The following is a 26,556-nucleotide window of genomic DNA, read 5'->3' on the forward strand; positions in this document are numbered from 1 at the left end:
CAATGACACAATATGGCTATGAGCCGCTGTCGCCCGACGACAGCGGATCGACCCTACTTGAGCGGGTCAACGGCGTGGTGCCGGCGCTCGTGACCAACCACAAGGGACCGGCGCGGCCCGGCTACATCCAGCCGGGCATGATGTGGATCGACGACTCCGGCTCGGAGTGGCTGCTCAACCTCTATGACGGCGCGGGCGATGTGGCGATTGCTGCGATCGACCCGGAGACCCATCAGGCCTTGAGCCAATGGGTGCCGGAGACGCGAACGATCGCCAGCGGCCTCGGCGTCAGGATCAACGGCGGCGAGAGCGCGACCTTAGCCGGGACCGTCACGGTGGGGCTCGACCTCGCTACCCCGGCGGAGACCGTTGCCGGCGAGATCGGCAACAAGCCGGCCGCACCGGATGGCGTTCACGCTGCCATCGCGGCGGCGCTTGCGGGCATTCCGACTGGTGGGGCGAGGATAAAGAGGATCGTCCAGATCGCCGCGTCGTGCAATTACACACCGTCGCCGGGCACAACGATGGCCTTTGTGGTTTTGCAGGGTGCTGGGGGTGGCGGCGCTGGGGGCTATGCTGGAAATTCAGCAACTCCGGGCGGGGGCGGTGCCGGAGCCTTCGCGATTGCTCTCTTAAATGTCGTAGCCGGAACCAGCTATCCAGTGATCGTCGGAGCAGGTGGCGGGGGCGGCCCTGTTAACACGGGGGCGAATGGGAACCCCGGCGGCGCAACTACAATCACTGTCGATGGTGTCGTCTACTCGGCCGGAGGTGGCGCAGCTGGTGTCCAGAATGGCGCCGGCGCGGGAGGCGTGCCATCGGGTTCATTCCTGGAGGCAAGAGCGGGCCTCGGAGGTTTCACTACATCGGCGGGGGGGCAAGCGTTGACCTGGATGGGCGGGGCGCGGCGCGGAGATGGTGGCAGCGGAGGCGGTGTAAACGCAGGATGGGCCGGCCTCTCTGGATACGTCACCATTGTGGAGATCGGCGCATGAAGACCGCTCACATCGTCGCCAACGGCATTGTCGTCAATTCCATCATCGTGGCCGATGACGCCAATCCGGCCGACTTCGGGGCCATCCTAGGGCCCGAAGACGCCGGCATCGGGTGGGCATTTGATGGCGAGACCTGGGCGCCGCCGATCGGCCCAACCATCCCGCTCGAAGATCTCCGCGGTTCGGCGAAGGCCGCCGTGGACGCCTCCGCCGAGACTTATCGCCTGACCTACATCACGCCGGGTGCCGGGCAAGCCATGGCCTATCAGCAGAAGCTCACGGAAGCGAAAGCCTATCTCGCCGACGCCAGCCTGACGGCCGCCGAGTGCCCGCACATCTTCGCCGAGGTCGGTATCACCGGTGCGACCGCCGAGGCCGTCGCCCAGGTGGTGACCGACATGCATGCGGCGTGGCAGGTGAAAAGCGCCGAGATCGAGCGCCTTCGTCTCGCAGCGAAAGCGGCGATCGACGCGGCGGAGACCGCCGAGGCCATCAACGCGGCGGCGGCGATCGTCTGGCCGGAATAGCCCGCCCCAACACCACCGAATGACCGATGCCCGCCCTTCGAGGCGGGTTTTTTGTTGCCTGAAAGGACGCAACATGACTGCTATCACGACCGAATTCGACCGCGCGCTCGCCAAGGAACTCATCCTTGAGGGCGGCTTCGTGAACCACCCCAAAGACCCCGGCCGCGCCACCATGAAGGGCATCACTCAGGCCGTCTATGACACCTACCGGACGTCGGTCGGCGCCGGCCGGCAGAGTGTCCGTTGCATCTCCGATGACGAAGTGAGGGCAATCTATCGAAGCCGCTACTGGAACCTCATCAAGGGCGACAGCCTGCCGCCGGGGGTTGGCTTCATTGTCTTCGACGGTGCGGTCCACTCCGGCCCGGCGCAATCGGTGAAGTGGCTCCAGCGCGCGCTCGACCTCGATCGTGTCGACGGCCTGATCGGCCCGCAGACGCTGCAAGCCGTAGCCGCCGTCAATGACCACGATGCGCTGATCGAGCGCATTCTGAAGCTTCGTGACGCCTTCCTGAAGGCGCTCAAGACGTGGTCGACCTTCGGCAAGGGCTGGACCAACCGCCTCCGGCAGGTGCTCGCCGTGGGGCAGGCGTGGGCGCGCGGCTCGGTCGGCCCGGACGTGGTCTATGACGCGGCCGGCGCTGCCAAGGCGCTTCCATCCGACGCCAAGGCGGCGCCCTCGGCGGCACTGGCGGACGCGGTTACCGGCGGCGGCGCGATCGGCGGAAGCGCCATCGTCGGCACGCTCCAGACGGCACAGGAACAGCTCGCCCCACTTGCCGCCGGCAGCGCGACCATCAGCAACATCGTCGCCGGCATCGTCGTGATCTCGGCCGTGCTGACGATCGGCGGCGCCGTCTACGGCTGGTGGGCGCGTCGGCGCCGGACGGAACTTGCCGAGGCGCTGGCGTGACCGGCCTCGTCGGCACCGCCATCGCCTTCGTCAAAAGCGACTGGCGGCTTGTCCTCCTCCTCGCGCTGGCGGCCGGGCTCGGCTTGGCCGCTTGGCGCATCTACGCGGCCGGCGCCGCGTCCGAGCTTGCCCGGCAGAGCGCCGGCGGCCTCGAAGCTCACCGGGAAAGGGTGGTGATTGATGAAAAGCTCGATCGGGCGACGATTGAGGATCTGTGCCGCCGTGCCGGTGGCGGCGCTGACTGTTTCGGCCTGCAATCCGGTGACCAGCCGGCTCGGTGACGGGCTGAAGCTCGTCACGCCTCTCCGGCCGGCAGCGGCCGTCTGTCTCGCCGAGACCGACCCGGCCGCGCTCCGGCGCATCCTTGGCAATGACGAGATGATCAAGCGGTCGCGCTAAGCGGACGAACAAGGCGGCGGAGCTGAGCGCCCCGCCGTCCAAGCAATCAGATCAATGGGGCGAACATGGCAGACATCGGGCCGCATATCCCTGGCGCGGCCGAAATACTGGGGGTGATCATGGGCAAGGTGGCACCGGCGCTTGCGGGCGCCTACATCCGCAACCTGTTTCCGCCGCGCAAGTCGTGGCGGCAACGGCTGCTCGAAACTGCCGGCGGGGTGCTGCTGGTCTTCTATGCCGGCGAGGTCGCGGCCGGTGCAACGTGGGCGGTTCTGAAGTGGGCCGGCGGGTTCGTCGGTGTGGTCGACGTCGCCGAGTTCGTCAACCGAGGACAGAGTGACTTGCTGGCCGCGTTCCTGGTGGGGTTGACCGGTATGACGGCCGTGGAGGGAGGCTTCCACTACATGAGGAAGTGGTTGGAAAAACGCTTGGCGTAACGCGGCAGTTGTTACTAGATCGATACGAAGGCTTGACATGGAGGGTTGCGGAAAGAACGATCCATGCATCGTGGGTGGCGTAACAACTTCACCTTGCGAACGATATCTAGCCCTTGGCGCAGGACAAGTAGGCACTTTATGACCTCCATCATCACACATAATCCGTTTTCTCTCCGCCCCTTTACGGGGGTGAAAAAGAACGTCGCCAAACACCTGGCTTCGAGAGACGATCTCAAGGGAAAGAAGATTGTGGATCTGTGCTGTGGTGATGGTGTCACCGCCGCCATACTCAGGAGCATGGGCGCGGAAGTTTCGCTCTACGATCTGATCCCCGACTCCTGCAAGCTCGAAGACAAGCCGGCGCAAGTCGACGTTATGAAGCCACTCCCGATCGCTGACGAGTCCGCAGACATCGTCATTTTTCAAGAGGTGATCGAGCACATTCCAAATCAGCTGTTCGTGTTTCAGGAGATTTTCCGGATACTAAAACCTGGCGGGGAGCTCTTCCTTACGACGCCGAGCAAAAGCTCGATACAGTCTCGATTGAGCTTCCTCACCTTTGAGAGCGAGCATGTTAGGCACACTCCTTGGGGTGCTTGCGATGGTGTATGGGGCACAAACGACAAAGGCGAGAAGTACTATGGCCACCTCTTCCTGATCGGAATTCAGCAAATGCGCGCCTTTGCCAAGATTGCTGGTTTCAGCGGTGTCAAAGTTCACAAAAACGAGATCAGTCGAACCTCTGTTTGGTTTTTTCCGATTGTCTACCCCTTTATCTACTTCATGAGCCTGCGCGCTCTGCGGAGCGACCTACGAGGGAAGGAAAAGGGGGGAAAATACTGGCAAGAGAAGATGGAGCAATTCCACCTAAACATCTCGCGTGAGGTGCTCCTGTCGAAATACTCGTTCGTGAGCTTCTATAAGTAAACCAAGGGCGATACATTACAACGTTGGCTGAGCCGTCCGCCGGGAAGCTGGTGGACGGCTTTTTTGTGTTCCCGAGCTTAAGCCATACCCCCAACGAATCCCGACATTTCGTCGAGCCGCACGAGAGAGATCCTCACCGGCCCGCCGCACCCTCTCGCGCGGCATTTCTCCCCACGCTGGATCTCGTCAATGAACTCCTGGCCTCGGCCGGGAAGACTGGCCTTGGTCAGATAGTGCAAATGCCCGCACCGTCGGCACAGGCATTCGAGCCGCTGCCCGTCTGCCAGATCCTGAACCTGAAACTTCGTCTGCCAGCCGCCCATGATGTCACCAGAAATCTTCTGCCGAGGGAATGCGCGTGTAGCTGATCTTCCCGCCAACGTGGCCGCCGGCCGGCGGGTTCCAAGGCCCGAGCGAGACGACGGTGCCGCCATACTTCGCGTTGAGTTCGTCGACTGCCGTGGTGGCCGCTTCCCAACGGCGTCGCTCCTCGTCGTCAGCCAACAGGAAATCGAGCTGTCGTTCCCTGGCCGGCGAAAGGTCGTACAGGGTGACGCCAACCCGGAAGATTGTTGTTCGCCCCGGATGATCGTCGGCGAAGTGCCCCCAAAGAGAACTGAGGGCGGAGAGGATGGCTTGATCGTCATTGACGATCGGAAGCGGCATTTGACGAAACCAAGAGCCATCAGTGATGGAAAGCCAAAGCCAGATGCCCCCAGCGTAATAGTACTCACGACGGAGGCGCCGCGCGGCCTTGATAAGCAGGAGCCGCGTTATCTCCCGCGCCGCTTTGGGGTTCCTCGCTTCTGGCGGAAGAACCCGCCCATGGCCGAACATGCCGCGCTGGCTGGCCTGGGCTTGAATGTCATAGCCGTGCAGGGCGTACCAAAGCCGCTCGCCGGTGACGTTGCGCCAGATCTTGCGCATGTGCTTTGGCTGGAGGTTGTACAGATCTTCGGTGCTGAAAATGCCCATGCCGCGTAGGCGCGAGGCCAGACGGCTGCCCACGCCGGGTATGTCTTCCATTCGCACCGTGAAAAGAGGGGCCGGCATGTCCTCCGGCTTCCAGATCGCCAAACCATCGCCGTAGCGACCTCGTGAGCGCTTCCCCGCCTTGCACGCCATCTTCGCCAGCTGCCGGTTTGCGGCAAAGCCTACGGTCGCGGTGATGAACGGGCCAATGTTCTCGCGGATCGCGGCCTTCACACGATGCGCCAAGTCTTCGGGCTGAAGCCGTCCATCCTCGTCGAGAATGCACGTCAGCTCATCGATACTCTTCGCGGTATCGATAGGAATAACCGTCTCGATCTCGGATAGCAGGGCGTTGTGCGCCCGCCTGTAAAGGTCGGGCTTCTGCGGAACAGTGAGCAGATCGGCACACTTGGCCAAACCGTCCCGGACAGACATCAGCGACGTGATGCCGGCGTCTTTCGCCTCGCGCGAGACAGCGATCAGCATCCCCCGATCGCCCAGCCCCTCGAATGGGACGACGCCAACCGGGCGGTTTCTCAGCCGCTTGTCGCATTGCTGTTCGACACTTGCAAAAAAGCCATCAAAATCAAGGTATAAGCGCTCTATCGTATCAGGCTTCCGCATTTCCGTCGTCTCGCGATCAGTGCCGCAGCGCTACGCTGCCGCACAATGTTCTCTTTACGTTCTCTTTCTAGATGCTGCTTATTGTCAACTGACAAGAGGAGTCAGGGGCTGGTGCGGATCGTGGTTTTGCTGAATTCGGCTTGATCTAGCCTGCTCCCTACAGCCAGCCGAAGTCGCATCGCCAAGCTCACATCTTCCCAACTGAGGAGAGCGCTTCGTCGTCTCTCGCACACCAACACCGGCGGAGCATCGGGGCGCGCCAACGCCCCTCCGCCGCAGGCCCTTCTTTTACCCAAGGCCTGCCCAGCCTGCTCATCTCATGGAGGCTATCCGCCGAGCGCCCGGTGCGCGGGCGGTGCGATAGCATGTTCATGGAATGTTCTCAATGGATTCGCTCACCTATCGTTCTGTGGAACCTGTCACGCCGCCGGCCGCCTACATCGGCGGAAAGAAGCTTCTTTCCTCGCGTCTCGTTCGTATGATCGAGGAAATCCCCCACCAAACCTACGCCGAGCCGTTCGTTGGCATGGGCGGCGTGTTCCTGCGTCGGCGCCGTGCTCCGAAGGCCGAAGTGATGAACGACGTCTCCGGTGATGTCGTCACACTATTCCGCGTCCTTCAACGGCACTATGTGGCTTTGATGGACATGCTTCGGTTCCAGCTCACCAGTCGACAGGAGTTTCAGAGGTTGCTAGCCGTCGACTCGGCGACACTGACCGATCTCGAACGGGCGGCCCGGTTCCTCTACCTTCAGCGCCTAGCCTTCGGCGGCAAAGTCGCCGGCCGAAACTTCGGTGTGTCCGTCGGCTACCCTGCCCGTTTCGACGTTACCAAGCTCGGCCCGATGCTGGCAGACATCAGCGAACGGCTCGCCGGGGTGATCATCGAGAACCTTGGCTACGCGGCGTTCATCGAGCGCTATGATCGGCCGGAGACGCTGTTCTATCTCGACCCACCCTATTGGGGCTCGGAAAGCGACTACGGTCCGGGCGTTTTCGGTCGTGCTGACTTCGAACGCCTCGCCGAGCAACTGCGGACGATTCGCGGACGTTTTATCCTCTCCATCAACGATCGCCCGGAAGTGCGTGAGGTGTTCGCGGGCTTCAATTTGGAGCCTGTCGGCCTGTCCTACTCGTTGAGCAGCAAGGGGCAAACAGAGGCAAAGGAGCTGATAATCACGTCCTGTCGGTAGGGAGAGCCGGCTCGCGATAGCGATCTATTGGGGAGGGCAATCGCCCTCCCCCGAGCCCTGCTGACGGCCGACAGAGGGTTTGATTGAAAGTGAAACGCCTGAGATAGATTATGAGATAGGAATCGGGATAGAATCGCTAAATCGACACTCAATGAAAATCGTAATATATCCATAAATATCAATGACTTAATATAACTTGCGCACCAAGTTGGAATCCTGCCACCCCAGCCACTTCCTTCCTCACGGAAGCCCCTGAGTCCTTTTCCTTCCAGTGCTTTTATCCGAGCTCGCCCGAACCGAAGCGCGACACCCGCGCCATGATGCCGGGCTAGAAAACTGCCACGCGGTCGCGGCCCGCGGCCTTGGCGCTATAGAGCGCCTGGTCGGCCCGACTCATGAGCGACATCTCGTTCGAGTCGTCCGATGAAAGCAGCGCCGCACCGATGCTTATGGTGCATGAAGCCGGCCCCAGATCGGTCGGGACGACAACAGCGCGCACCGACGTCCTGAGATCGTTCAAGACACGATCCGCACGGTCGAGGGCTGTCTCCGACAAGACGATGCCGAACTCTTCGCCACCGAGCCTCCCCAAGGCTCCGTGACCCGCAAGCCGCTTTTGAAGCACACCGGCAACACGTCTCAGCAAGCGGTCACCAACCTGGTGCCCGAACGTGTCGTTGATGCGCTTGAAATGATCGAGGTCGACCATTGCGAAGCCCAGCCCGGCCCGTCGGCGCCTGGCCAGCCGAAACTCCCGACGGAGACCCGAGAGGAAGTGCCTGTGGTTGGAGCATTTTGTCAGGGGATCGGTGGTGGCGAGCAGATGCAGTTTGCGCTCCGTCGCCTTGCGACGGGTCGCGTCATGAATGAACGATATCAGGGCTTGTCGCCCGTCGAACATGATCGGGCCGCTGTAGACGTCGACGTCCTGCACGACGCCGTTGACCAGCCTGTGCTTGAACTCGAAGTGATGCCGGTTGGAGACCGCCTGCTTCATTCTGGCGGCAATCTCGGATCTGGAGAGCGTGTTTATCTCGTCCACCGACATCGAAAGCAGCCGCTCCCGGCTTCCGGCATAGCGGGTGACGGACTCCTTGTTCCCATCAATGATTTTTCCACTTTGAGGATCAATTACAAGGATTGATGCGTGATGGATATTCATCAGGGCATCCACCCTGTCGCCAAGAAAGCGAATTCGCTCAAGTAAAACCGTTACATCGCGGCAATGCGAATCCTTGTCCTCATTTCCGAAATCTCCGGTCTGTTCAAAGCCGGCTTCCAGTCCCTCCTTTGCATTCAATCCGCAACGCATGGCATCTTCGTCCTACGGTCAGAATATCATCGTACAAGTGGGTCATCTGGTCGATTTTTTCACACCAATCCATGGTTCACAGAATCCGCCTCTACACGCAATGAGCTGGATGGATAATACTGGTCACAGTAATCGTAGTTTTCATCAAGATTCTCGCCACTCAATACATGTACAAACACATCCACTTAAACGACTGAGCGAGCCAAAGCCTCACTTCGTTCGGCAGTAGCCAAACCGCCGGGCGAGCGGACGATTTCGGCCGTTGCTTCTTGTGCTTCCAAAGGGGACCGGCGATGATCGACGGATGTTCAGGAAGTTGGAGGGGCAGAGTTGGCTGGAGAACGACGGGAACGGCTGGTCGATGCACTGCTCGTCGCCATCGAACGGCACATACTGCCGCTGACGCGCGACGGTATTGCCGCCGGAAACAAGGTGTTTGGCGCCGCCCTGCTCGACAAGAGCGACTATTCCGTCGTGCTCGCGGGGACGAACAACGAGACCGAGAACCCGCTCTGGCACGGCGAAGTACACACCATCAAGACATTCTATGAACTCAAGGATCGACCAAGCACCAGCGATCTGCTTTTCCTGTCGACGCACGAACCTTGTTCGATGTGCCTGTCGGCAATCACCTGGGCCGGATTCGATAATTTCTTCTATTTCTTCAGTCATGAAGACTCGAGGGATGCCTTCGCCATCCCACACGATCTCAGGATATTGCAGGAGGTCTTCACCCTGGAGCCCGGCGGCTACCGGCGCACCAACGCCTTCTGGCACAGTGAGCATATCTCCGACCTGATCGCGGTATGCGACGACACCGCCCGTGCGGGCTTCCAGGCCCGGGCCGATGCCATTCGAGCGGAGTATGCCAAGCTGTCGGACATCTATCAGGGTGGCAAGGCCGAGACGGCCATTCCGCTCAAGTAGAGTTTTTGATCGGCCCTTCACGCAAGCGGTGGCTCGCTCGGCGGCTCGGCCGGCCTCGCGCCCTCCCCCCGCAACTCGGTAAGCCACTCGCGCCAGATGGCGACCAGCAATGCCATCAGAACCGGGCCGATGAACAAGCCGAGGAAACCCATGGTCTTCACGCCGCCCACGAGGCCGAAAAAGGTCGGCAGAAAAGGGAGCTTGATAGGGCCACCGACAAGGCGTGGCCGCAGCGTCTTGTCGACGATAAACAGCTCGACCGTTCCCCAGGTAAAAAGAGCGGCACCTTCGACGAGATGCCCACTGGCCGCAAGGTAGATCGAAATCAGGGTGAAGCTGAGCGGAGCCCCGCCCGGGATCAGCGCCATGACGCCGGTGATGACGCCGAATATGGCCGGAGACGGTACGCCGGCAATCCAGTAGGCGACACCGAGAACGATACCCTCGCCGATGGCGATCAGCGTCATGCCCGTCACGGTGGAGCTGATGGTAGCCGGAACAATGCGAGAAATGCGCGCCCAGCGCGTCGGCAGAATGCGTTCGCCAACGAGATCGATCTGTTCAACGAGGACACTGCCGTCCTTGTAGACGAAGAACAGGGCGATCATCATGAACAGCAGCATCAGCAACAGCCGGAAGGCCTCGCCACCGGCCGTCATGACGGCCCTGTAGATGTTGCCCATGTTGGCGCCGGAGACGATCTGGATGAGCTCGCCGATGGCGCCGGGCGGACCGACGTGAAGGTTCCACTGCGCGGTCAGCCAGTCTCCAACCATCGGCAGGGCGGTGATCCAGGGCGGAACGGCCACGCCGCTCCTGTTGGCCTCGACAAGCCAGCTGAACCACCCCCGGAACTCTTCCAGAGCAAAGCTCACCGCCACCAGCATCGGTACGATCAGAAACAGCAAGATACAGACGAGGGCGATCGAGGCGCTGAGCTTGGTGTTGCCGTCGCAAAGCCGGGTGAGATCGCGAAACAGCGGCCATGTGGCGAAACCGATCACCAGGGCGGCGAGCACGGGCACGACGAACCCGCTGAAGAAGTAGATTCCGGCGATGACGACGAGCAGCAGCAGCCAACGCGCCGCGGCGATCAACGGCACAATGGGCACACGACCCGAGGGGACGGCGCCCAGCCAGCGGAGTTGATCTTTCGGCGGCAGACTTCGCGGATCGGTCACAGGGCGGGCTTCCCGTCAGAACATCTCGGAGAGGCGATTTATGGGCTATCGCCGGAGCGGCCGCAACAACCGCGTCCTTCAAAGGTTCCGTTCGTCAGATCATCTCCAGCGACGTCGCCCGGCGGGGCGGCGGGAACAGCCCATCGAGGGCTCCGCGCAGTTCGTCGGTCATGACGACATCGAGCGCTCCGGCGTTGTCCTCGACGTGAGCGGCGCGCCCCGACTTGGGAATGGCGATGACGCCATCGCGGTCAAGCACGAAGGCAAGCGCCAGTTGCGCACCGCTGACGCCATGGTCGGCAGCCAGCGCCAGAAGCTGCCTGTTGTTCAGAAGTCTCGCCTGTTCCACAGGCGAATAGGCCATCACAGGCACGCCGCGCCGTTGCATGGCGGGCAGCAAATCCCATTCGATGCCTCGACGCGACAGATTGTACAGCACCTGGTTGGCGGCCACCGCCTCGCCACCCGGCACGGCCAGCAACTCCTCCATGTCATCGGCATCGAGATTGGATACGCCCCAGTGACGGATCTTGCCGGCCGACTTCAGCCCTTCGAAGGCCGCCACAGTCTCGGCGAGCGGGTATTTTCCGCGCCAATGGAGCAGATAGAGATCGAGCCGGTCGGTGCCAAGGCGTTTCAGCGACCGCTCGCAGGCGGCGACCGTACCCTCTCGCGAGGCATTGTGCGGATAGACCTTGGACACGAGGAAGATCTCGTCGCGCCGGCCGGCGATCGCCTCGCCCACCAACCGCTCGGACGCCCCCTCGCCATACATTTCCGCGGTGTCGATCAGCGTCATGCCGAGGTCGAGCCCCCGGCGAAGCGCCGCGATTTCCTCGGCGCGCCGGCCAGGATCGTCGCCCATCATCCAGGTGCCGAGCCCCAACGTCGGCACGTCCTCGCCGCCGGGCAAACGAACGGTCTTCATCGGCATCTCCTTTGGTTTTCCAGCGCATTCGCCAAGCAGATTGAACGAACATGATCGGTGGGTGCGGCAGGAGTATAGCAGCCGATCCGCTTCGCAGGGGGATTGCCGCTCTTTTCGTTGGACGCCAGTGCCAAACACGTGACGCCAGTGGCTGGAATCCTCTATCGTGCCGCCACGCCCGCGTCTTGCGCGCCGGACAGTGTGTTTTCGAAAGGATGCTTCATGCGGCTACTCGTGGTCGGCGCCGGCGCCACCGGCGGCTACTTCGGCGGACGGCTGGCTGCCGCCGGTCGCGACGTCACCTTCCTCATCCGCCCCAAGCGAGTGGCCGAAATCGCCAGGAACGGCTTCGTCATCGTCGATCCCAAGGGCGAGACCCGGATCGAGCCGAAAATCGCGACCGCCGACACGCTCGGGCAGAGCTACGATCTGGTTCTGATGAGCGTGAAGGCCTACTCGCTCCAGGCCGCGATGGACGACATAGCTCCGGCGATCAGCCCCGATACCCTGATCCTGCCTGTGCTGAACGGCCTCAAGCACTTCGACGTGTTGTCGGAACGCTTCGGCGCCGACAAGGTGATCGGCAGCTTCTGCAAGATCAACGCCCGGCTCGACGATCACGGCCGCATCATCCAGATGTCGCCGCTGCACGAACTGGTCTACGGCGAACATGACGGCAGCCGCAGCCCGCGCATCGAGGCGATCGACGCTTTCTTCAAGGGAGCCGGTTTCGATGCACGGCTCTCCGAGGACATTGGTCGCGAGCTTTGGGAGAAGTGGGTTCTCCTCGCCAGCCTTGGCGCGGCCACCTGCCTGATGCGCGGCACCGTCGGCGACATCGTCGCCCGCCAGGGCGGCCGCGCCTTCATCGAGGCGCTGCTCGATGAAGTGACGGCGGTCGCCACCGCCCATGGCAAGGCGCCCGATCCTGGCTATCTCGAGGCGACGCGCCAGTTGCTCACCGCCGCCGGCTCGCCGATGACCGCCTCCATGTACCGCGACCTCATCAAGGGGCTGCCGGTCGAGAATGATGAGATCATAGACGATCTGCTTGCTCGCGCAGCCTCGGTCGGCGTGAACACGCCCTACCTCCATCTGGCGGCCATTCACCTCGGAGTCTACGCGGCGCGGCGGCGCTCCGAGTAGAAATGACATGCCCATCCTGAACGTTTCCAGTGTTCAGGATGAGTTGCTGCAGAAGCTTACCTCGCAATTGGCGGGTGCGGCCAGGTTTTTCCGCCTCTTCCGCCAAAACCGGGAGGGACCGGAGGTTTTCGGCCGGCCTCCACCCGGTAGAATTCCTAGGGTTTGCCAAATTCGAAACGTTACGCTTCTGCCTTGGGCGCAACTGTGCTAAGAGGTGCGCCGAACGCTGCTCGGCTTGCCCCGGGGAGGACGCGTTCGCCTCGATTTTTCTGCCCGCCCAGGCGGGAGCATAGCATCGACAAGCAGGATGCCGCCATGAAGTATGGTTATTTCGACGACAAGGCCCGCGAGTATGTGATCACGCGGCCGGATACGCCGCTGCCGTGGATCAACTACATCGGCTGCCAGGGCTATTTCGGCATCCTGTCCGCCACCGGTGGCGGTTATTCCTACTATCGCGACGCCCGCCTGCGCCGACTGACCCGTGGCCGCTACAACAACGTGCCGGCCGATTTCGGCGGTCGCTACGTCTACGTTCGCGACAATGCCAGCGGCGACTACTGGTCGCCGTCGTGGATGCCGACCCAGTCAGAACTCGAGGACTACAGCTGCCGGCACGGTATGGGCTACTCGACCATCTCGGCCAAGCGTTCCGGCATCCGGACCGCCACGCGCTACTTCGTTCCGCTCGACGAGACGCTGGAGATCTGGCAGACGACGATCACCAACGAGCGCCTGACGCCGGCCGACGTTTCGCTCTTCTCCTCGGTCGAGTTCTGTCTCTGGGAAGCCAACGACGACGCCACCAACTATCAGCGCAACCTCTCGACCGGTCAGGTCGAAGTGGAAGACGAGGTCATCTACCACAAGACCGAGTATCGCGAGCGTCGCAACCACTTCGCCTGGTTCTCCTGCTCGGAGCCGCTCGCCGGTTTCGACACCCAGCGCGAAAGCTTCCTCGGGCCGTGGCGCGGCTGGAACAAGCCGGTCGCCGTCGAGGAAGGCAAGTCGCGCAACTCGATCGCCCACGGCTGGTCGCCGATGGGCTCGCACCACGTGAAGCTGACGCTCGCGCCCGGCGAGAGCCGCCAGATCATCTACGTGCTCGGCTATCACGAGAACCCGAACGAACAGAAGTTCGATCCGCCGGGTTCGCAGACAGTCAACAAGACAACCGTCAAGCCGATCATCGCCAAGTACCGCGACGTCAAGAACGTCGAGGCGGCCTTCGAGGCTCTTGGCAAGCATTGGGACAATCTGCTGGGCGTCTATCAGGTGTCCTCGCCCGACGAGCATGCCAACCGCATGGTCAACATCTGGAACGCCTACCAGTGCATGGCCACCTTCAACATGTCGCGGTCGGCGTCGTCGTTTGAAACCGGCATCGGCCGTGGCCTCGGCTTCCGCGATTCCAACCAGGATCTTCTGGGCTTCGTGCACATGGTGCCGTCGCGGGCACGCGAGCGCATTCTCGATCTCGCGGCGACCCAGCTGTCGAGCGGCGGCGCCTATCACCAGTACCAACCGCTGACCAAGAAGGGCAACAACGACATCGGCGGCGATTTCAACGACGATCCGCACTGGCTGATCATCGGCGTCGCCGCATATCTCAAGGAGACCGGCGATTTCTCGATCCTCGACGAGCCCGTCGTCTTCGACAATCAGCAGGGAACCGAAGCGCCGCTCTACGAGCATCTGCGCCGTTCGATCCAATACGCGCTCGACCGTCTCGGCCCGCATGGCCTGCCGCTGATCGGTCGCGCCGACTGGAACGACTGCCTCAACCTCAACTGCTTCTCCGACACGCCCGGCCAGTCGTTCCAAACGACCACCAGCAAGGACGGCAAGGTGGCCGAGTCGGTATTCATCGGCGCGCTGATGGTGCTGTCGGCCCGCGAGCTGTCCGCCCTGGCGGCTCAGATCGGCAAGGCCGACGACGCCACCTTCTACGCTGACGTCGCCAAGAAGATGGACGAGACGGTCCGCACCCATGGCTGGGATGGCGAGTGGTTCGTGCGCGCCTATGACGATTTCGGCCGCAAGATCGGCTCCAAGGAGAACGAGGAAGGCAAGATCTTCATCGAGTCCCAGGGCTTCGCGGCGCTGGCCGGCATTGGCGTCGACGACGGCAAGGCCCGCTCGGCACTCGACGCGGTGCGCAAGCATCTCGCCACGCCGCACGGCATCGTGCTGCAGCAGCCGGCCTATAGCCGCTACTACATCGAGTATGGCGAGATCTCGACCTACCCGCCCGGCTACAAGGAAAACGCCGGCATCTTCTGCCACAACAATCCCTGGGTGATCATCGGCGAAGTGGTGCTTGGCAACGGCGACGCAGCCTTCGATTACTACAGCCGCATCTCGCCGTCGGTGCGCGAGAACATATCGGACGTTCATCGGCTTGAGCCCTACGTCTACGCCCAGATGATCGCCGGCCGCGACGCGCCGACTCATGGCGAAGCCAAGAACTCCTGGCTGACCGGCACGGCAGCCTGGAACTACTACGCCATCACACAGTGGATCCTCGGCATCCGTCCCGAGTACACCGGCCTCAGGATCGCCCCGGTGGTGCCGGAGCGCTGGACCGGGTTCACGGCGAGCCGCACCTTCCGCGGCGTCACCTACGACATCTCGGTGAAGCGGAACGGCGCCGGCAACACGGTGTCGCTCACGGTCGACGGCAAGCCTGTTGACGGCGACATCGTGCCGCCGCCGGCCAAGGGCGTGAAGACGGTCAAGGTCGAAGCCGTTCTGGGCTGATCGTCGACGTTCAAGAACAAATCCGGAAGGGCGCCCTTGGTGGCGCCCTTTTTCTTGCTCGACGAACCATTCCTCAGCACCCGACCACCCATTTGGTCGTGAGGGATTGTTATTTCAGCGGATAGAACTATCTGCTTGCCGCACCTGAAGAAACGCGCAAGGCCATATACGTAAAATTACCTTTTCGTCTCGGTCAGGCGACATATTTCGAGCGCGTTATGCTTTGTTTACGACTGCCCGGCCATGGTTGATCGATAATAGCCTGGTGCATCGAGGTGCAGCTCATGAAGCCGCGCGTTCAGCCGACCTCTGAGGAAATCACGTTTCTTCCCAACGAAATCATTGTTTCCAAAACAGATCTCAAGGGGCGGATTACCTACGCGAACTCAACGTTCTCCAGGATTTGCGGCTACAGCCGCGCCGAGCTCATGAACGCGCCCCACTCGATCATTCGCCATCCCGACATGCCGCGCTGCGTCTTCAAGCTGCTCTGGGACCAGATCGGCGAGGAGCGCGAGATTTTCGCCTATGTGAAGAACATGGCACGCAACGGCGCCTTCTACTGGGTCTTCGCGCACGTCACCCCTTCGTTTGACAGCGAGGGCCGGGTTGCCGGCTATCACTCCAGCCGACGCGTGCCCGACCGCCGCGTGGTTCGGGAGGTGATCGAGCCGCTTTACGGAGAGCTGCTTCGCATCGAAGCCTCGCATGCCAGCCCCAAGGAGGGACTGGCTGCCTCTTTCGCCCAGCTCATGAGCATCGTGAAATCGAAAGCCGCCAGCTATGACGAACTCATCTTCTCGCTTTGAAGCGTTCGCCCCGGGCGTGGCGATCATCCTGCTGCTCGCAGGCGCGGCCGGCAGCCTGGTAGCTGACATGCCTGTGCTGGCCCTTTCGTTGATCGTCGCGGGCATCGTCGGCGCTGCGGCAAGTCTTGTCATCGCCATACGCCTCCATGCCGCCGTCGGACGGTCGATCCGGGTAGCACGCGCCCTCGGTCAGGGCGACTTCGAGACCCGCGACCTGATTTTCGATCAATGGGGCCAGGCCGGTCAGCTTACCGAGGCCATCAACGACATGGCCGACCACATCGATGCCTTCGTGCGCGAAGCCAGTGCCGCCATGGAGGCCGTTCGCCTGAACCGCTACTACCGCCGCATTCTGCCCAACGGCATGGAAGGCGCCCTGCTCCGCGCCTCCTCGACCATCAACGAAGCCACCGACATGATCCAGGATCGCGTCCAGGCCTTCGAGGTTTCCACCGACGAGTTCGGCGCCACCATCAACTCGATCGTCGAAAGCCTCGTCAACGCCTCGCGCGACATGGGCGGCGCGGCGACGCGCCTTGGGGAAGGCGCCAGTTCGACGGACCAGCGCGCCACGGACGCGGCGTCCAGCTCGAGCATGGCCTCCACCGACGTTCAGCGGGTCGTTCAGGCTGCGGCGCAACTCACCGGTTCGGCTCGCGACGTCGGCCGCGAGATCGAACGTTCGGCCGCCATTGCCCAGGATGCCGTCAATCGCGCCGAGGAAACCAAACGCATCGTCGCCGGCCTGTCGGATGCCGCCGAGAAGATCGGCACCGTCATCGGCCTGATCGAGCAGGTGGCGGAGCAGACCAATCTTCTGGCTCTCAATGCCACCATCGAAGCTGCACGGGCGGGCGAAGCCGGCAAGGGATTTGCCGTGGTCGCCCAGGAAGTGAAGGCGCTTGCCTCTCAGACAGCCGCGGCCACGGGCGAGATCACCCGGCATATCTCCGACGTCCAGTCGGCAACCCGCGCCGCCGTCGGCAGCATCGCCGGCATCGGCGGAACCATCGCCGAAATCAATTCCATCACGTCGGACATGCGCGGCTCGATCGAAGCGCAGATCGCCGCCACAACGGAGATCGCCGAGGGAGTGAACAACGCCTCCGAGGGCACCAGGCAGGTGTCGGACCGAATATCGGGGATCACCGGCATCGCCCGCGAAACATCCACGCTGGCGCAAAGCCTGTTCTCGACCTCCGGCGCTCTGTCCTCCGAGGGTGATCGCCTTTCGGTCACCGTGCGCGAGTTCCTTGTCAGGTTGCGGCGCGGACCGCTCGATCGCCGTCAAGCCGCAGAGCGCGTGCCCGGCGGCCACACCGTGACCATCACCTCTGAGAGGGGAACCGCGACGGCCACCTGTGTCGACATTTCCCTGACCGGTGCCCGATTTGCCGGCCAGTTGCCACCGCTGAAGATCGGCGACGAGATTCGGATCTCGGGCGAAAAGGACATCGCGGTGCCGGGCACCGTGCGCTGGATCCGCGACAACAACATTGGCGTCGAGTTCAAGGTCGCCGAAATGACGCCGGCAGCGTCCAACCGCCTGCGCTACCTGGTGGGCAAAGGCCGATCCAAGGCTGTCGCGGCTTGAGATCTCCGCTCGGCGAAGGAGTTGACGGCGCCGGCCACGCTCGGCGCCGTTTCTCGTTCACTGCCGTTCGAGTCGAAGATGGGCGATCTGGCCGAAGCGCCCGACCTCGGCAAGTTTCAGCGTTCGGGGTTGCGCCACATCGGGATAAAGCGGGATGCCATCGCCGAGGACGACCGGAACGATGAACTGGTCGAGCCGATCCAGCGCGTCGCGGTCGATGAAAGCCTGTTGCAGCCGCCCGCCGCCGACGATCCACACATCCTGCTCGACGTTGGCGCGGAGATGATCGATCAGGGCATCGACGCCGGCCGACCAGGTTTCGGCATCGGGCGGCAAATCCTCGATCGCGTGTGAGGTCACGACGATCAGGCGCTTGCCGGCGTAAGGCCAGGACGGCATGGTCCGGCGACAAACGTCATAGGTCGTGCGCCCCATCACCAGCGTGCCGATGCCGGCATAGAACTCCTCGTAACCGGCATCCTCGGCCGGATAGGGATCGAGAAAGGAAAAGCTGTGGTCGGGAGCAGCGATATAGCCGTCGAGCGTCGAAGCAATGTATCCGCAGATCATAGCGTGCCTCCGGTTTCGGGAGCCGCATGATATCGGCAGCCCTGCCCGGTTGCGTCAGCAGCCCACCGTCGTCAACGACGATCCCCGATGAAATCGCGGTGGCGCTGCAGGCGGCTTTCCAGGCCGCGAACGGCAAGCGAAAGCGAGACGGTCATCAACAGGTAGACGTAGGCAACGACGTTGTAGGTCTCGAAGAACATGAAGGTGCCGGACGAGTAGACCTTGCCGAGTTGCGTCACGTCCTGCACGCCGAGCACCGAGACCAGAGACGAGTCCTTGATCATCGCGACGAAATCGTTGCCAAGCGGCGGCAGGACCGTTCTGAAAGCCTGAGGCATGATGATCAGACGGAAGACCTTGAAGCGGCTGAGACCTAGGGCCTTGGCCGCCTCGATCTGGCCGCGATCGACCGATTGCAGGCCCGCGCGGAAGATCTCCGACAGGAAGGCCGAATAGGAAATGACCAGCGCCACCACCGCACGCCACAGAAGGTCGAAATCGCGGACGCTGGCCGGCTCCAGGATACCAGCGGCCTGCAACGGCGCGGTGACGAGGTTCCACAGAACAATCAGCGCCGGTGCGGCCACGAAAGCCATGTAGAACAGGAGTACCAGCACAGGCACGCCGCGAATGATCTCGACGTAGAAGGTGGCGGCTTCGCGCAGAAGGCGGTGTTTCGACAGGCCGGCCGAAGCGACGCCAAGACCGATCACGCAGGCAAGAACGTAGGCGATGACCGTCACGAAGACAGTCACCCAAACGCCGGTCGCCACGGCACCGAAGATGACGCGGTAGTTCTCGTCGGAACCGATGACGAGGCCAAAGGCGATGGCAAGGAGAATCGCCGCGATCAGCCACAAGGGCAGTTCGCGGCGACGGGTCTCATTCGAGCTCAAGGTCGGCTCAGTTCTGGCTCTTGTAGTCGTAGAGCCACTTCTTGTTGAGCGCATCGATGGTGCCGTCGGCCTTCATGGAGGCGATGGCGGCATTGATCGGGGCGGTAAGGTCGGAGCCTTTCTTGAGGATGAAGCCGAATTCCTCGCGGCCGAGCGGACCGCCGACGACCTTGAAGGCACCGGGCTGGGCGCCGATGTAACCGTCGGCCGAGGTCTTGTCCATCAGCACGGTATCGACATCGCCGGCCTTCAACGCCTGCACCGAAGCGCCGAACGTCTCGAACAGCTTGACGCGCGGGTTCTTCTCGTCGCCGTCGAGCACGTTGTAGATGGCGACGTAGAAGTTGGTGGTGCCGGGCTGGGCCCCAACCAGACCATCCTTGAGAGCGGCGAAGGAGGGACCGTCGGTGAAGCGATCCTCGTCGGCTCGCACCAGCATGAGCTGCTCGGAGACCATGTAGGGATCGGAGAAGTCGACCTGCTGCTTGCGCTCGTCGTTGATGGTGATGCCATCCATGCCGACGTCGAACTGCCCGTCGCGCACCGCCTGGATCATGGCGTCCCACGACGTCAGCTTCCACTCGACCTTTGCGTTGAGACGCTTGGCGATCTCGTTGAAGGCGTCGTATTCCCACCCGATCCCCTCGCCCGTTTTCGGATCGGCGAAGTTGAGCGGAACGTAGGCATTCTCCGTGACCGCGATGATGGTACGTCCCTCGAGATCGGGCAACTCGGCGGCACTGGCCTGGGATACGAAAGCGGACAACAGAACGGCGGCGGCAGCCGCCGCCCTCGCAACAACCTGCATGAAAGGATCCTCCGTCGCTGAGGTAGCCGGAACGAGATCCCTTCGTCGCCGGCGCGTGAGGGCCACTATTGGCTTTTTCGCGCAAGACTGGCAAGGGTTTACTTGCCTTTCGGCTTGATCGGCAAAGACCGAATCAGTCCCGCGTCACCGGCAGTCCATTCATCCGCCAGACGCTGATGCCGCCGCCCATATGACCTTCCACTGCGTGCCCTGCGGACTTGCACAAGGAGAGCGCCTGCCCCGATCGCCCGCCCGAGAGGCAGTAGAGGACCACCGGCTTGTCCTGCGGCAGCTCACCGACCCAGGCGGACAGCTTGGAAAGTGGACGATGAAGGGCACCTGGAATGTGCCCGTCGCTCCACTCATGCGCCTCGCGCACATCGACGAGATGAATGGCCTCGCGGTCGAGAAGGTCCTTGACCTCCTGTGGCGTCAGCGTCTTGAGAGCGTTGCGATTGAAGAAGGAGAGCATTGGAACTCCAACCTGTTCATATGATACGGCCGTAGATACGAATATTCTAATATAAATAACCTGTCAAGGATTTTACCTACTCCTCCGTCGCCCCGGAGACGATCGCACCGTCGGCCCGATATCAGCCCTTCTGCGCCGCCGGAGCGCAGTAGAGCTCGTAAAGCAAGCCGATCAGCCGGCGCGCATTGTCCGAGGCCAGGCGATAGTAGATGGTCTGGGCTTCACGACGAGTCGCCACGATGCCGAGATCGCGCAGGCGGGCGAGATGTTGCGACAATGCCGACTGGCCGAGCCCGACGGACTCGGCGAGCGCCCCGACGGACATCTCGTTATCGACAAGACGGCAGAGAACCATTAGTCGCTTGGACTGGCCCAACGCCGATAGCAGCCGGGCAGCCTCCTCGGCTCGCGACTCCATGACATCGAGCGGATTGGCGAATGGCTCGCAAAGGCTGGATTCGACCGACGCCGGCATAGTCTGTACCCTCGTGCTTTAGCAACCTCATAATATTCAAATATACGCAACTTGGCAATTCCAATCCTGAGACTATCTTCTGGCCGGCTATGACGCCAAGGCGACTTAGCGAATTGTTATCAAAGAGACGGTTATTTTCGACGGCCGACATGTCGGGTCGGGTGGCGGGCGCCGTTGTCATGAAAACGTTCTCGGAAATGCAGCCTCCTCAGGATGCGGTCCTCCGCAGGCCTCGCGTCCTGTCGTTGCAGGCGATCGTGGTCGCCATCGTGGGCCTGATGCTCATTGTCCTGCAGCTAGCCGTCGGAGTGACCGAAACCGCTCGGCAGCTTGACGGCATCAAGTCGGAGGCGATGTATCGGGCGAAGGCCGGCCTCGACCTGCTCACCGCCATTCCGGCCGGAAAGGCGGAGAACCGCCAGGACGAGACCGACATCCAGGCCGCGCTCGGCTCCCTTCGCGCCATTGCCGACATCTATGCCCGCAACCATCCCGGCGAAACGATCCGGATCGAGATCGGCGAACCTTCCGACGGACACTCCACCGTATCGAACGACGATATGGTGACCTGGGGCGAGACCGATCTCAGCGTGCGGCGTGGCTTTACTCTCGGTGATGGGGCAACTCGTATCTCCGGTTTCTTCTCGGCTCGTATCGATCTCAACGACGATTACGCCCACTGGCGCCGGAGCATTCTGGATCGGATCCAGCTCGCCGCCTTCATCGTTCTGTCGGTCCTGATGCTCGCCGTGCTCCTTATGCGGGTGATCGTGGTCAGCCCGCTCGAACGACTGAGCCGCCTCACCCGTCGCCTCGCCGCCGGCGAGCTGGTCGAGGTTCCCGAGCCCACCGATCATGCCCGCGAGATCTGCGACCTGTCCGAGGCGCTGGTGGTGTTTCGCAACAATCTCGCCCAGAAGAACAAGCTGGAAGCCACCAACGTGGTCGCGTTGCGCAAGCTCGAAAAGGCAACCGGCAACCTCGACATGGCGCTTCGCGCGATGACCCAGGGGCTCGCTCTCTTCGACGCGCAATACCGTCTGTTGCTGGTCAACGAGCGCTTCCTGGATATCTTCGATCTGGCCGAAGACGACTTTGGAGCGAGGCTGTCGGCGCAGGACGTCGAGGACCTGATTGCCAGGCGGATCGCCGCGGCGCCCGACCTCCAGCACCACTTCGCGACCACCGAGCTGTTCGGCCGCCATCTCGGCCGCCTGTTCACGCAGGCCGAGCCGGTGTCAGGCGAAGACACCTTCGGTGATCGGATCATTTCCTTCACCCACGTGATCACCGGCGAAGGCGGTTGGGTCACCACCGTCGAGGACGTTACCGAGCGTCGGGCGCAGGAGGCACGCCTCGCCTATCTGTCGCGCTTCGATGCCCTCACCGGCCTGCCCAACCGCGCCCAGTTCAATGACCGCCTTGCCCTCGACCTCGCATGGGCCGCCGACAATGGCGTCAAGCTTGCCGCGATCGGTCTCGACCTCAATCAGTTCAAGGAAATCAACGACCAGCGAGGCCATGGCGCCGGAGATGCCGTTCTCGTGGCGATCGGTCGCCGGCTGGAAAGCGTGGCCCAGGACGGAGAGTTCGTCGGTCGTATCGGCGGCGACGAGTATTGCGCGCTGAAGAAGTTCAGTCACCAGACGGAGGTCGGCGAGTTCATCGCCCGCCTGGAACGGTGCTTTGACGATCCCATACGCGTCGAGGAGAACGACATTTCCGTCAGCGTGTCGATCGGCGTCGCCATCTATCCCGATGACGCGGTCGATGCGGAACAGCTCGTCAACAACGCCGATCTCGCAAAGTATCGGGCCAAGCGGTCGGTGACGCAGAACGTTTGTTTCTACGAGGCGGAAATGGACGAAGCCTCGCGCGAGCGGCGGACCATGGCACGGGACCTGTGGGACGCGCTCGACCGGGAAGAGTTCCATCTGACCTATCAGGTGCAGAAGAATATCCGCTCCCGCGAGACCATCGGCTACGAGGCCCTCATCCGCTGGACGCATCCGACGCGTGGCGCCGTGCCGCCGGACGCGTTCATCCCCATAGCCGAGGAGTGCGGCGCCATCCTGCCGATCGGCCGCTGGGTGCTAAGGCGCGCCTGCCAGGACGCCACGGCCTGGAGCGACAACCTCCGCGTCGCCGTCAACCTGTCGCCGGTGCAGATTGCCAACGACGACATCGTCAAGCTGGTTCACGAAACGCTGCTCGAGACCGGCTTCGCGCCGCAACGACTCGAGCTGGAGATCACCGAGTCGACCATCATCGGCGACAAGGCGCATGCCCTGCATGTCCTGAGACAGCTCAAGGCGCTAGGCGTCACCGTGGCGCTCGACGATTTCGGGACCGGCTATTCCTCGCTCGACACGCTGAACTCGTTCCCCTTCGACAAGATCAAGATCGACCGCTCCTTCCTGTCGGAAGCCGAGGAGAAAGAGGACTCGCGGGCCATCGTCAAGGCCGTGGTGGCGCTCGGCCGCAGCCTGGACGTACCGGTGCTGGCCGAGGGCGTCGAGACCGTCGGCCAGCTCAGCATCCTGGAAGAGGAAGGCTGCGAGGAGGCGCAAGGCTTCCTGTTCGGTCGCCCCGCCCGTCTGACGGGCGACGAGGTGCTGCAGTCGATTGCGCGCGGGGCCTGACCCGTCACCGAAGCAAAGCGCGCGGCTGCGTCGCGAACTACGCATTGGACGAGGTCGGCAAGGTCGACTATTCGGGTGCCACGTTGAAACCTGCCTGAGGATCTCCCATGGTCGTCGGACTCGCGGTGGTGCTGCTCTGCCAGCTCCTCGGTGAAATTTTCGCCTATACGACGCATTTGCCCGTGCCGGCCCCGGTCGTAGGTCTGGTGCTGCTGTTCGGCTTTTTCCTGGTGCGGGATCGTTGGGAATGGCTGCCCTTTTCTCTTCGCAGCGAGGAGATCGACAAGACCTGCGAAACGCTGGTGCAGCAGATGGCGCTGCTGTTCGTTCCGGCCGGCGTCGGCATCGTCCAGCGCCTCGGCATCCTTGAAGCGAACGTCGTCGGCGTACTCGCCATCATCGTGGTGACCACGGGTTTCTCGATCGCCGTGACGGCTTACACCTTCCGGCTCGTTTCGCGCTGGTTCCCCGCCCCCACGGAGAGCCAGGAATGAACGCGTCCGAAGGCTTGTGGGCCCACCTTACCGGCGGCGCGCTGTTCTGGCTGACGCTGACCCTCGTCGTCTACACGATCGTCGATCGCCTGTCGCTGCTGGCCAGGCGTAACCCGCTTGCCAACCCGGTTCTTCACTCGGTCTGGGTGATCGGCACGATCCTCGTCGCCAGCGGCACGCCCTACGAAACCTATTTCGACGGCGCCTACTTCATCCACTTCCTGCTCGGACCGGCCACCGTCGCGCTCGCCCTGCCGCTTTACGAGAACCGGCGCGTCGTCCTGCGCTCTCTGGTGCCGATCGTCGCCGCGCTCGCCGTCGGATCGGCAGCCACCATCGGCTCGGTGATCGTCTGCGCCGCCATCTTCGACCTGCCCGCGATGATCACCATCTCGTCGCTGCCGAAATCCGCGACTTCGGGCGTCGCCATGGGCATCTCGGAGTCGGTCGGGGGTGACGCCTCGCTGACGGCGATCATCGTGGTCGCCACCGGCATCGCCGGCGCCGTGATGGCGACGCCGCTCCTGAACGTCCTGCACATCACCGACCGCAGGGCACGCGGCTTCGCGGTCGGTCTTGCCGCCCATGGCGTCGGCACGGCGCGCGCCTTCCAGGTGCACCCGCTCACCGGCACCTTCGCCGGCGTCGGTATGAGCCTGAACGGCCTTCTGACGGCGGTTCTGGTGCCGCTGGCGGCCTCGCTCATCGGCGGCTGAGGCGGTTGCTCAGCACAGGGACGCCGTTGCAGACATCCCGTCGCCGACATAAGGCTGCCGGTCAGACATGGCCGTCCGTTCGAGATAGCGGCGGCACTGCTGTTCGCGGTCGTAGCCGAGCAACGTACCAAGCATGAAATCCTCTTCCGCCGTCAGCTCGCAAAGCGGCTTGTCAACGAAGCGGCGGACCGTCTCCACCAGGGCCGCCCGCCCGAAGAACAGGTTGACGCGGCTATCGTTGAGCCGATGGACGTAATGGTCCACCCGGTCGGCGGCCAGCCGGGCGACGACGCCCGGCAGATCCGCCCAGGAGACGGTCAGCATGAACAGGTGCCGCACGCCCTTGTCCAACTCGTAGAGGGAGTGGTTGACGATGCGGCCGCTGACGGAGGTCAGAGAATCTGGCTGGTCCATGCCGCGATCCGCTTCTCGGACTTGCCCGCCTGGTTGTCCTGATCGAGAACGAGGCCAACGAACTGACCGTCACGGACGGCGGTCGAGCCCTCGAACTCATACCCCTTGGTGTCGGTGAAGCCGATGACGTCGGCGCCCTTTTTCAGCACTGCTTCATAGAGCGTGCCCATGGCATCGACGAAGCTGTCCGGGTAGGTGCTCTGATCGCCAAGGCCGAACAGGGCCACTTTCTTGCCCGAGATGTCGGCCTCCCCGAGCACGTCGATGCCGCTTTCCCAATCCGCCTGGAGATCGCCCTCTCCGTAGGTGGGCGAGCCGAGCACGAGGAGATCGCACCCCTCGAAGTCGGCCGCCGTCGCATCGCTGATGTTGATGACCTTGGCGTCGAGCTTGGCGGCGATCTTGCCGGCAGCCGCCTTGGTGCGGCCGGAGTCCGACCCATAGATCACGTGAACGGTCATTTCCCTTTTCCTCTCTGCTGCGACGGAGCCTTGCGGCCTCGACCTTGATGAAACCTAATTGCAGTTGCGATGCACTTGCAATTAGGGCAATCCCGCAGAGCCCCCTTCGGAGAGGCGACCGGTGTGGTACGTGGCTACGTCGCTCCGTTTGCCGACAGGCGGGAAGCGTACCGTTCAACGAAACGTCCGGCCACAAACAGCAAGGGGATGACTACGATCAGCACCACAGCGACCACGACCGTGGCGATCAACAGGCTTCTTCCGCTCATGGCGTCGGCGGCAAGGCCGTGGGCAATGACGAGCAACGACAACGGCAGCATGATGCATAGGGCCGTGCCCGTTCCCGGCGCGTAGCGACGAAACGCCACGGTCAGAGCGAGGTGTGGAACCACCGCATTGACGACCATCACCACGGCGAGGCCGGCCAGCAGTTGGGTCGCCTGGTGACTGCCGGCGACGGCGAGAGCCACCACCACATAGGCGGCGGCGGTCAGGACCACCAGGGCGAAGCGGAAGGCGAACGGCGTGACCCGACCGGAAAGGCGCGACGTGGCGCCCGCATAGGCCGGCAGGAAAAGCCCCTCTTCGAGATTGTGAACCGTAATGGCAAGCGCAAACAGCCAATAGAGCGCGGCGGGCGTCATGACACACCTCCTTGCTGGACCTGACCGGCCGGGCCGAAGGATGCGACGGCGGTCTTGGCGGCGTCGATCCATGGTAGCACGTCGGGCGCGATAGCGCGAATGGGCTGGTCAGCGCGCCAAAATACGCTTTGACAACGCAAGGCTAGTTTGTCTAGATATCGATAATAGACAGAAACGCGCCATGGTCGATTGCCGGCGGATTGCGTTTCGGCGGGAGGCGGCCATGCTTGCATTGAAGATCGACGGCAGTGGGTTGAGTTCGTTTCACGAGATCGCCGAGCCGGTTGCCGGGGCTGGCGAGGTGGTGGTGGCGGTGAAGCA

General features: G+C 62.7%; 28 protein-coding genes. 16 read left to right on the forward strand and 12 right to left on the reverse strand.

Going from position 1 to position 26,556, the window contains the following annotated elements; genetic code table 11:
- Positions 1–2: 2 nt before the first annotated feature.
- From M4J39_RS20300 to M4J39_RS20330, 7 genes are all read left to right on the forward strand, one after another.
- Positions 3–995, forward strand: a complete 993-nt coding sequence (locus M4J39_RS20300; protein ID WP_251730309.1) for a hypothetical protein — start codon at positions 3–5, stop codon at positions 993–995.
- Positions 992–1,522, forward strand: coding sequence for a hypothetical protein (locus tag M4J39_RS20305; protein ID WP_251730310.1), 531 nt, complete (start codon positions 992–994; stop codon positions 1,520–1,522). The genes M4J39_RS20300 and M4J39_RS20305 overlap by 4 nt, the downstream gene beginning before the upstream one ends.
- Positions 1,523–1,595: 73 nt before the next feature.
- Complete coding sequence (locus M4J39_RS20310) at positions 1,596–2,435, forward strand: glycoside hydrolase family 108 protein (RefSeq protein WP_251730311.1); 840 nt, start codon at positions 1,596–1,598, stop codon at positions 2,433–2,435.
- On the forward strand, positions 2,432–2,716 hold the full coding sequence (locus tag M4J39_RS20315) for a hypothetical protein (RefSeq protein ID WP_251730312.1): 285 nt from the start codon (positions 2,432–2,434) through the stop codon (positions 2,714–2,716). The genes M4J39_RS20310 and M4J39_RS20315 overlap by 4 nt, the downstream gene beginning before the upstream one ends.
- Entirely contained in the window at positions 2,697–2,834 is a 138-nt protein-coding gene (locus M4J39_RS20320) for a hypothetical protein (protein ID WP_251730313.1), read from the forward strand. Before M4J39_RS20315 ends, M4J39_RS20320 begins: the two co-directional genes overlap by 20 nt.
- Positions 2,835–2,899: 65 nt before the next feature.
- Entirely contained in the window at positions 2,900–3,271 is a 372-nt protein-coding gene (locus tag M4J39_RS20325) for a hypothetical protein (protein ID WP_251730314.1), read from the forward strand.
- Positions 3,272–3,409: 138 nt separating this feature from the next.
- A complete protein-coding gene (locus M4J39_RS20330; RefSeq protein WP_251730315.1) occupies positions 3,410–4,198 on the forward strand; it encodes a bifunctional 2-polyprenyl-6-hydroxyphenol methylase/3-demethylubiquinol 3-O-methyltransferase UbiG in 789 nt (262 codons plus the stop codon).
- 327 nt (positions 4,199–4,525) lie between these two features.
- On the opposite strand, the gene M4J39_RS20335 is transcribed toward M4J39_RS20330, so the two are convergent.
- Positions 4,526–5,794, reverse strand: a complete 1,269-nt coding sequence (locus M4J39_RS20335; RefSeq protein WP_251730316.1) for a type VI secretion protein ImpB — start codon at positions 5,792–5,794, stop codon at positions 4,526–4,528.
- 385 nt (positions 5,795–6,179) lie between these two features.
- Here M4J39_RS20335 and M4J39_RS20340 point away from each other — a divergent pair, with 385 nt between their 5' ends.
- The gene (locus tag M4J39_RS20340; RefSeq protein WP_251730317.1) at positions 6,180–6,986 is read left to right on the forward strand and encodes a DNA adenine methylase; all 807 of its coding nucleotides are present in this window, start codon (positions 6,180–6,182) and stop codon (positions 6,984–6,986) included.
- A gap of 328 nt (positions 6,987–7,314) precedes the next feature.
- Here the strand turns inward: M4J39_RS20340 and M4J39_RS20345 are convergent, their stop codons facing one another.
- Complete coding sequence (locus M4J39_RS20345; RefSeq protein ID WP_251730318.1) at positions 7,315–8,298, reverse strand: sensor domain-containing diguanylate cyclase; 984 nt, start codon at positions 8,296–8,298, stop codon at positions 7,315–7,317.
- Between the two features lie 330 nt (positions 8,299–8,628).
- Between M4J39_RS20345 and M4J39_RS20350 the strand changes: the two genes are divergently transcribed.
- Positions 8,629–9,225 (forward strand): deaminase, encoded by a 597-nt coding sequence (locus M4J39_RS20350; RefSeq protein WP_251730319.1) that lies wholly within the window; start codon positions 8,629–8,631, stop codon positions 9,223–9,225.
- A gap of 17 nt (positions 9,226–9,242) precedes the next feature.
- Here M4J39_RS20350 and M4J39_RS20355 read toward each other — a convergent pair whose 3' ends face one another.
- Both M4J39_RS20355 and M4J39_RS20360 read right to left on the reverse strand, forming a co-directional pair.
- A complete protein-coding gene (locus M4J39_RS20355) occupies positions 9,243–10,406 on the reverse strand; it encodes an AI-2E family transporter (protein ID WP_371875488.1) in 1,164 nt (387 codons plus the stop codon).
- Between the two features lie 94 nt (positions 10,407–10,500).
- Positions 10,501–11,340: an aldo/keto reductase gene (locus tag M4J39_RS20360; RefSeq protein ID WP_251730320.1), complete on the reverse strand. Its 840-nt coding sequence runs from the start codon at positions 11,338–11,340 to the stop codon at positions 10,501–10,503.
- A 216-nt stretch (positions 11,341–11,556) separates the two neighbouring features.
- Here M4J39_RS20360 and panE point away from each other — a divergent pair, with 216 nt between their 5' ends.
- The 4 genes from panE to M4J39_RS20380 all read left to right on the forward strand — a co-directional run bounded on the left by panE (position 11,557) and on the right by M4J39_RS20380 (position 17,643).
- Entirely contained in the window at positions 11,557–12,480 is a 924-nt protein-coding gene (panE, locus tag M4J39_RS20365) for a 2-dehydropantoate 2-reductase (RefSeq protein ID WP_251730321.1), read from the forward strand.
- A gap of 315 nt (positions 12,481–12,795) precedes the next feature.
- A complete protein-coding gene (locus M4J39_RS20370) occupies positions 12,796–15,240 on the forward strand; it encodes a GH36-type glycosyl hydrolase domain-containing protein (protein ID WP_251730322.1) in 2,445 nt (814 codons plus the stop codon).
- Positions 15,241–15,524: 284 nt separating this feature from the next.
- Positions 15,525–16,049, forward strand: coding sequence for a PAS domain-containing protein (locus M4J39_RS20375; protein WP_251730323.1), 525 nt, complete (start codon positions 15,525–15,527; stop codon positions 16,047–16,049).
- The gene (locus M4J39_RS20380) at positions 16,024–17,643 is read left to right on the forward strand and encodes a methyl-accepting chemotaxis protein (protein ID WP_251730324.1); all 1,620 of its coding nucleotides are present in this window, start codon (positions 16,024–16,026) and stop codon (positions 17,641–17,643) included. The genes M4J39_RS20375 and M4J39_RS20380 overlap by 26 nt, the downstream gene beginning before the upstream one ends.
- 57 nt (positions 17,644–17,700) lie before the next feature.
- Here M4J39_RS20380 and M4J39_RS20385 read toward each other — a convergent pair whose 3' ends face one another.
- The 5 genes from M4J39_RS20385 to M4J39_RS20405 all read right to left on the reverse strand — a co-directional run bounded on the left by M4J39_RS20385 (position 17,701) and on the right by M4J39_RS20405 (position 20,864).
- Complete coding sequence (locus M4J39_RS20385) at positions 17,701–18,213, reverse strand: dihydrofolate reductase family protein (protein ID WP_251730325.1); 513 nt, start codon at positions 18,211–18,213, stop codon at positions 17,701–17,703.
- A gap of 71 nt (positions 18,214–18,284) precedes the next feature.
- Complete coding sequence (locus M4J39_RS20390) at positions 18,285–19,163, reverse strand: amino acid ABC transporter permease (protein WP_251730326.1); 879 nt, start codon at positions 19,161–19,163, stop codon at positions 18,285–18,287.
- Positions 19,117–19,917 carry a transporter substrate-binding domain-containing protein gene (locus M4J39_RS20395; protein ID WP_251730327.1) on the reverse strand — a complete coding sequence of 267 codons (801 nt, stop codon included), beginning with the start codon at positions 19,915–19,917 and terminating at the stop codon, positions 19,117–19,119. Before M4J39_RS20395 ends, M4J39_RS20390 begins: the two co-directional genes overlap by 47 nt.
- Before the next feature lie 133 nt (positions 19,918–20,050).
- The gene (locus M4J39_RS20400) at positions 20,051–20,389 is read right to left on the reverse strand and encodes a rhodanese-like domain-containing protein (RefSeq protein WP_251730328.1); all 339 of its coding nucleotides are present in this window, start codon (positions 20,387–20,389) and stop codon (positions 20,051–20,053) included.
- A gap of 121 nt (positions 20,390–20,510) precedes the next feature.
- Positions 20,511–20,864 (reverse strand): metalloregulator ArsR/SmtB family transcription factor, encoded by a 354-nt coding sequence (locus tag M4J39_RS20405; protein WP_251730329.1) that lies wholly within the window; start codon positions 20,862–20,864, stop codon positions 20,511–20,513.
- Positions 20,865–21,043: 179 nt separating this feature from the next.
- On the opposite strand from M4J39_RS20405, the gene M4J39_RS20410 reads away from it, so the two are divergent.
- The 3 genes from M4J39_RS20410 to M4J39_RS20420 all read left to right on the forward strand — a co-directional run bounded on the left by M4J39_RS20410 (position 21,044) and on the right by M4J39_RS20420 (position 24,716).
- Positions 21,044–23,506 (forward strand): EAL domain-containing protein, encoded by a 2,463-nt coding sequence (locus tag M4J39_RS20410; protein ID WP_251730330.1) that lies wholly within the window; start codon positions 21,044–21,046, stop codon positions 23,504–23,506.
- A gap of 107 nt (positions 23,507–23,613) precedes the next feature.
- The gene (locus tag M4J39_RS20415) at positions 23,614–24,000 is read left to right on the forward strand and encodes a CidA/LrgA family protein (RefSeq protein WP_251730331.1); all 387 of its coding nucleotides are present in this window, start codon (positions 23,614–23,616) and stop codon (positions 23,998–24,000) included.
- Positions 23,997–24,716, forward strand: a complete 720-nt coding sequence (locus M4J39_RS20420; protein WP_251730332.1) for an LrgB family protein — start codon at positions 23,997–23,999, stop codon at positions 24,714–24,716. Before M4J39_RS20415 ends, M4J39_RS20420 begins: the two co-directional genes overlap by 4 nt.
- Before the next feature lie 9 nt (positions 24,717–24,725).
- On the opposite strand, the gene M4J39_RS20425 is transcribed toward M4J39_RS20420, so the two are convergent.
- From M4J39_RS20425 to M4J39_RS20435, 3 genes are all read right to left on the reverse strand, one after another.
- A complete protein-coding gene (locus M4J39_RS20425) occupies positions 24,726–25,130 on the reverse strand; it encodes a DUF2023 family protein (RefSeq protein ID WP_251730333.1) in 405 nt (134 codons plus the stop codon).
- Positions 25,109–25,591, reverse strand: a complete 483-nt coding sequence (gene fldA / locus M4J39_RS20430) for a flavodoxin FldA (RefSeq protein WP_251730334.1) — start codon at positions 25,589–25,591, stop codon at positions 25,109–25,111. Before fldA ends, M4J39_RS20425 begins: the two co-directional genes overlap by 22 nt.
- 134 nt (positions 25,592–25,725) lie before the next feature.
- Positions 25,726–26,235: an HXXEE domain-containing protein gene (locus M4J39_RS20435; protein WP_251730335.1), complete on the reverse strand. Its 510-nt coding sequence runs from the start codon at positions 26,233–26,235 to the stop codon at positions 25,726–25,728.
- Between the last annotated feature and the right edge of the window lie 321 nt (positions 26,236–26,556).

The organism is Pleomorphomonas sp. NRK KF1 (assembly GCF_023721755.1).
In the GTDB taxonomy this organism is placed as follows: Bacteria; Pseudomonadota; Alphaproteobacteria; order Rhizobiales; family Pleomorphomonadaceae; genus Pleomorphomonas.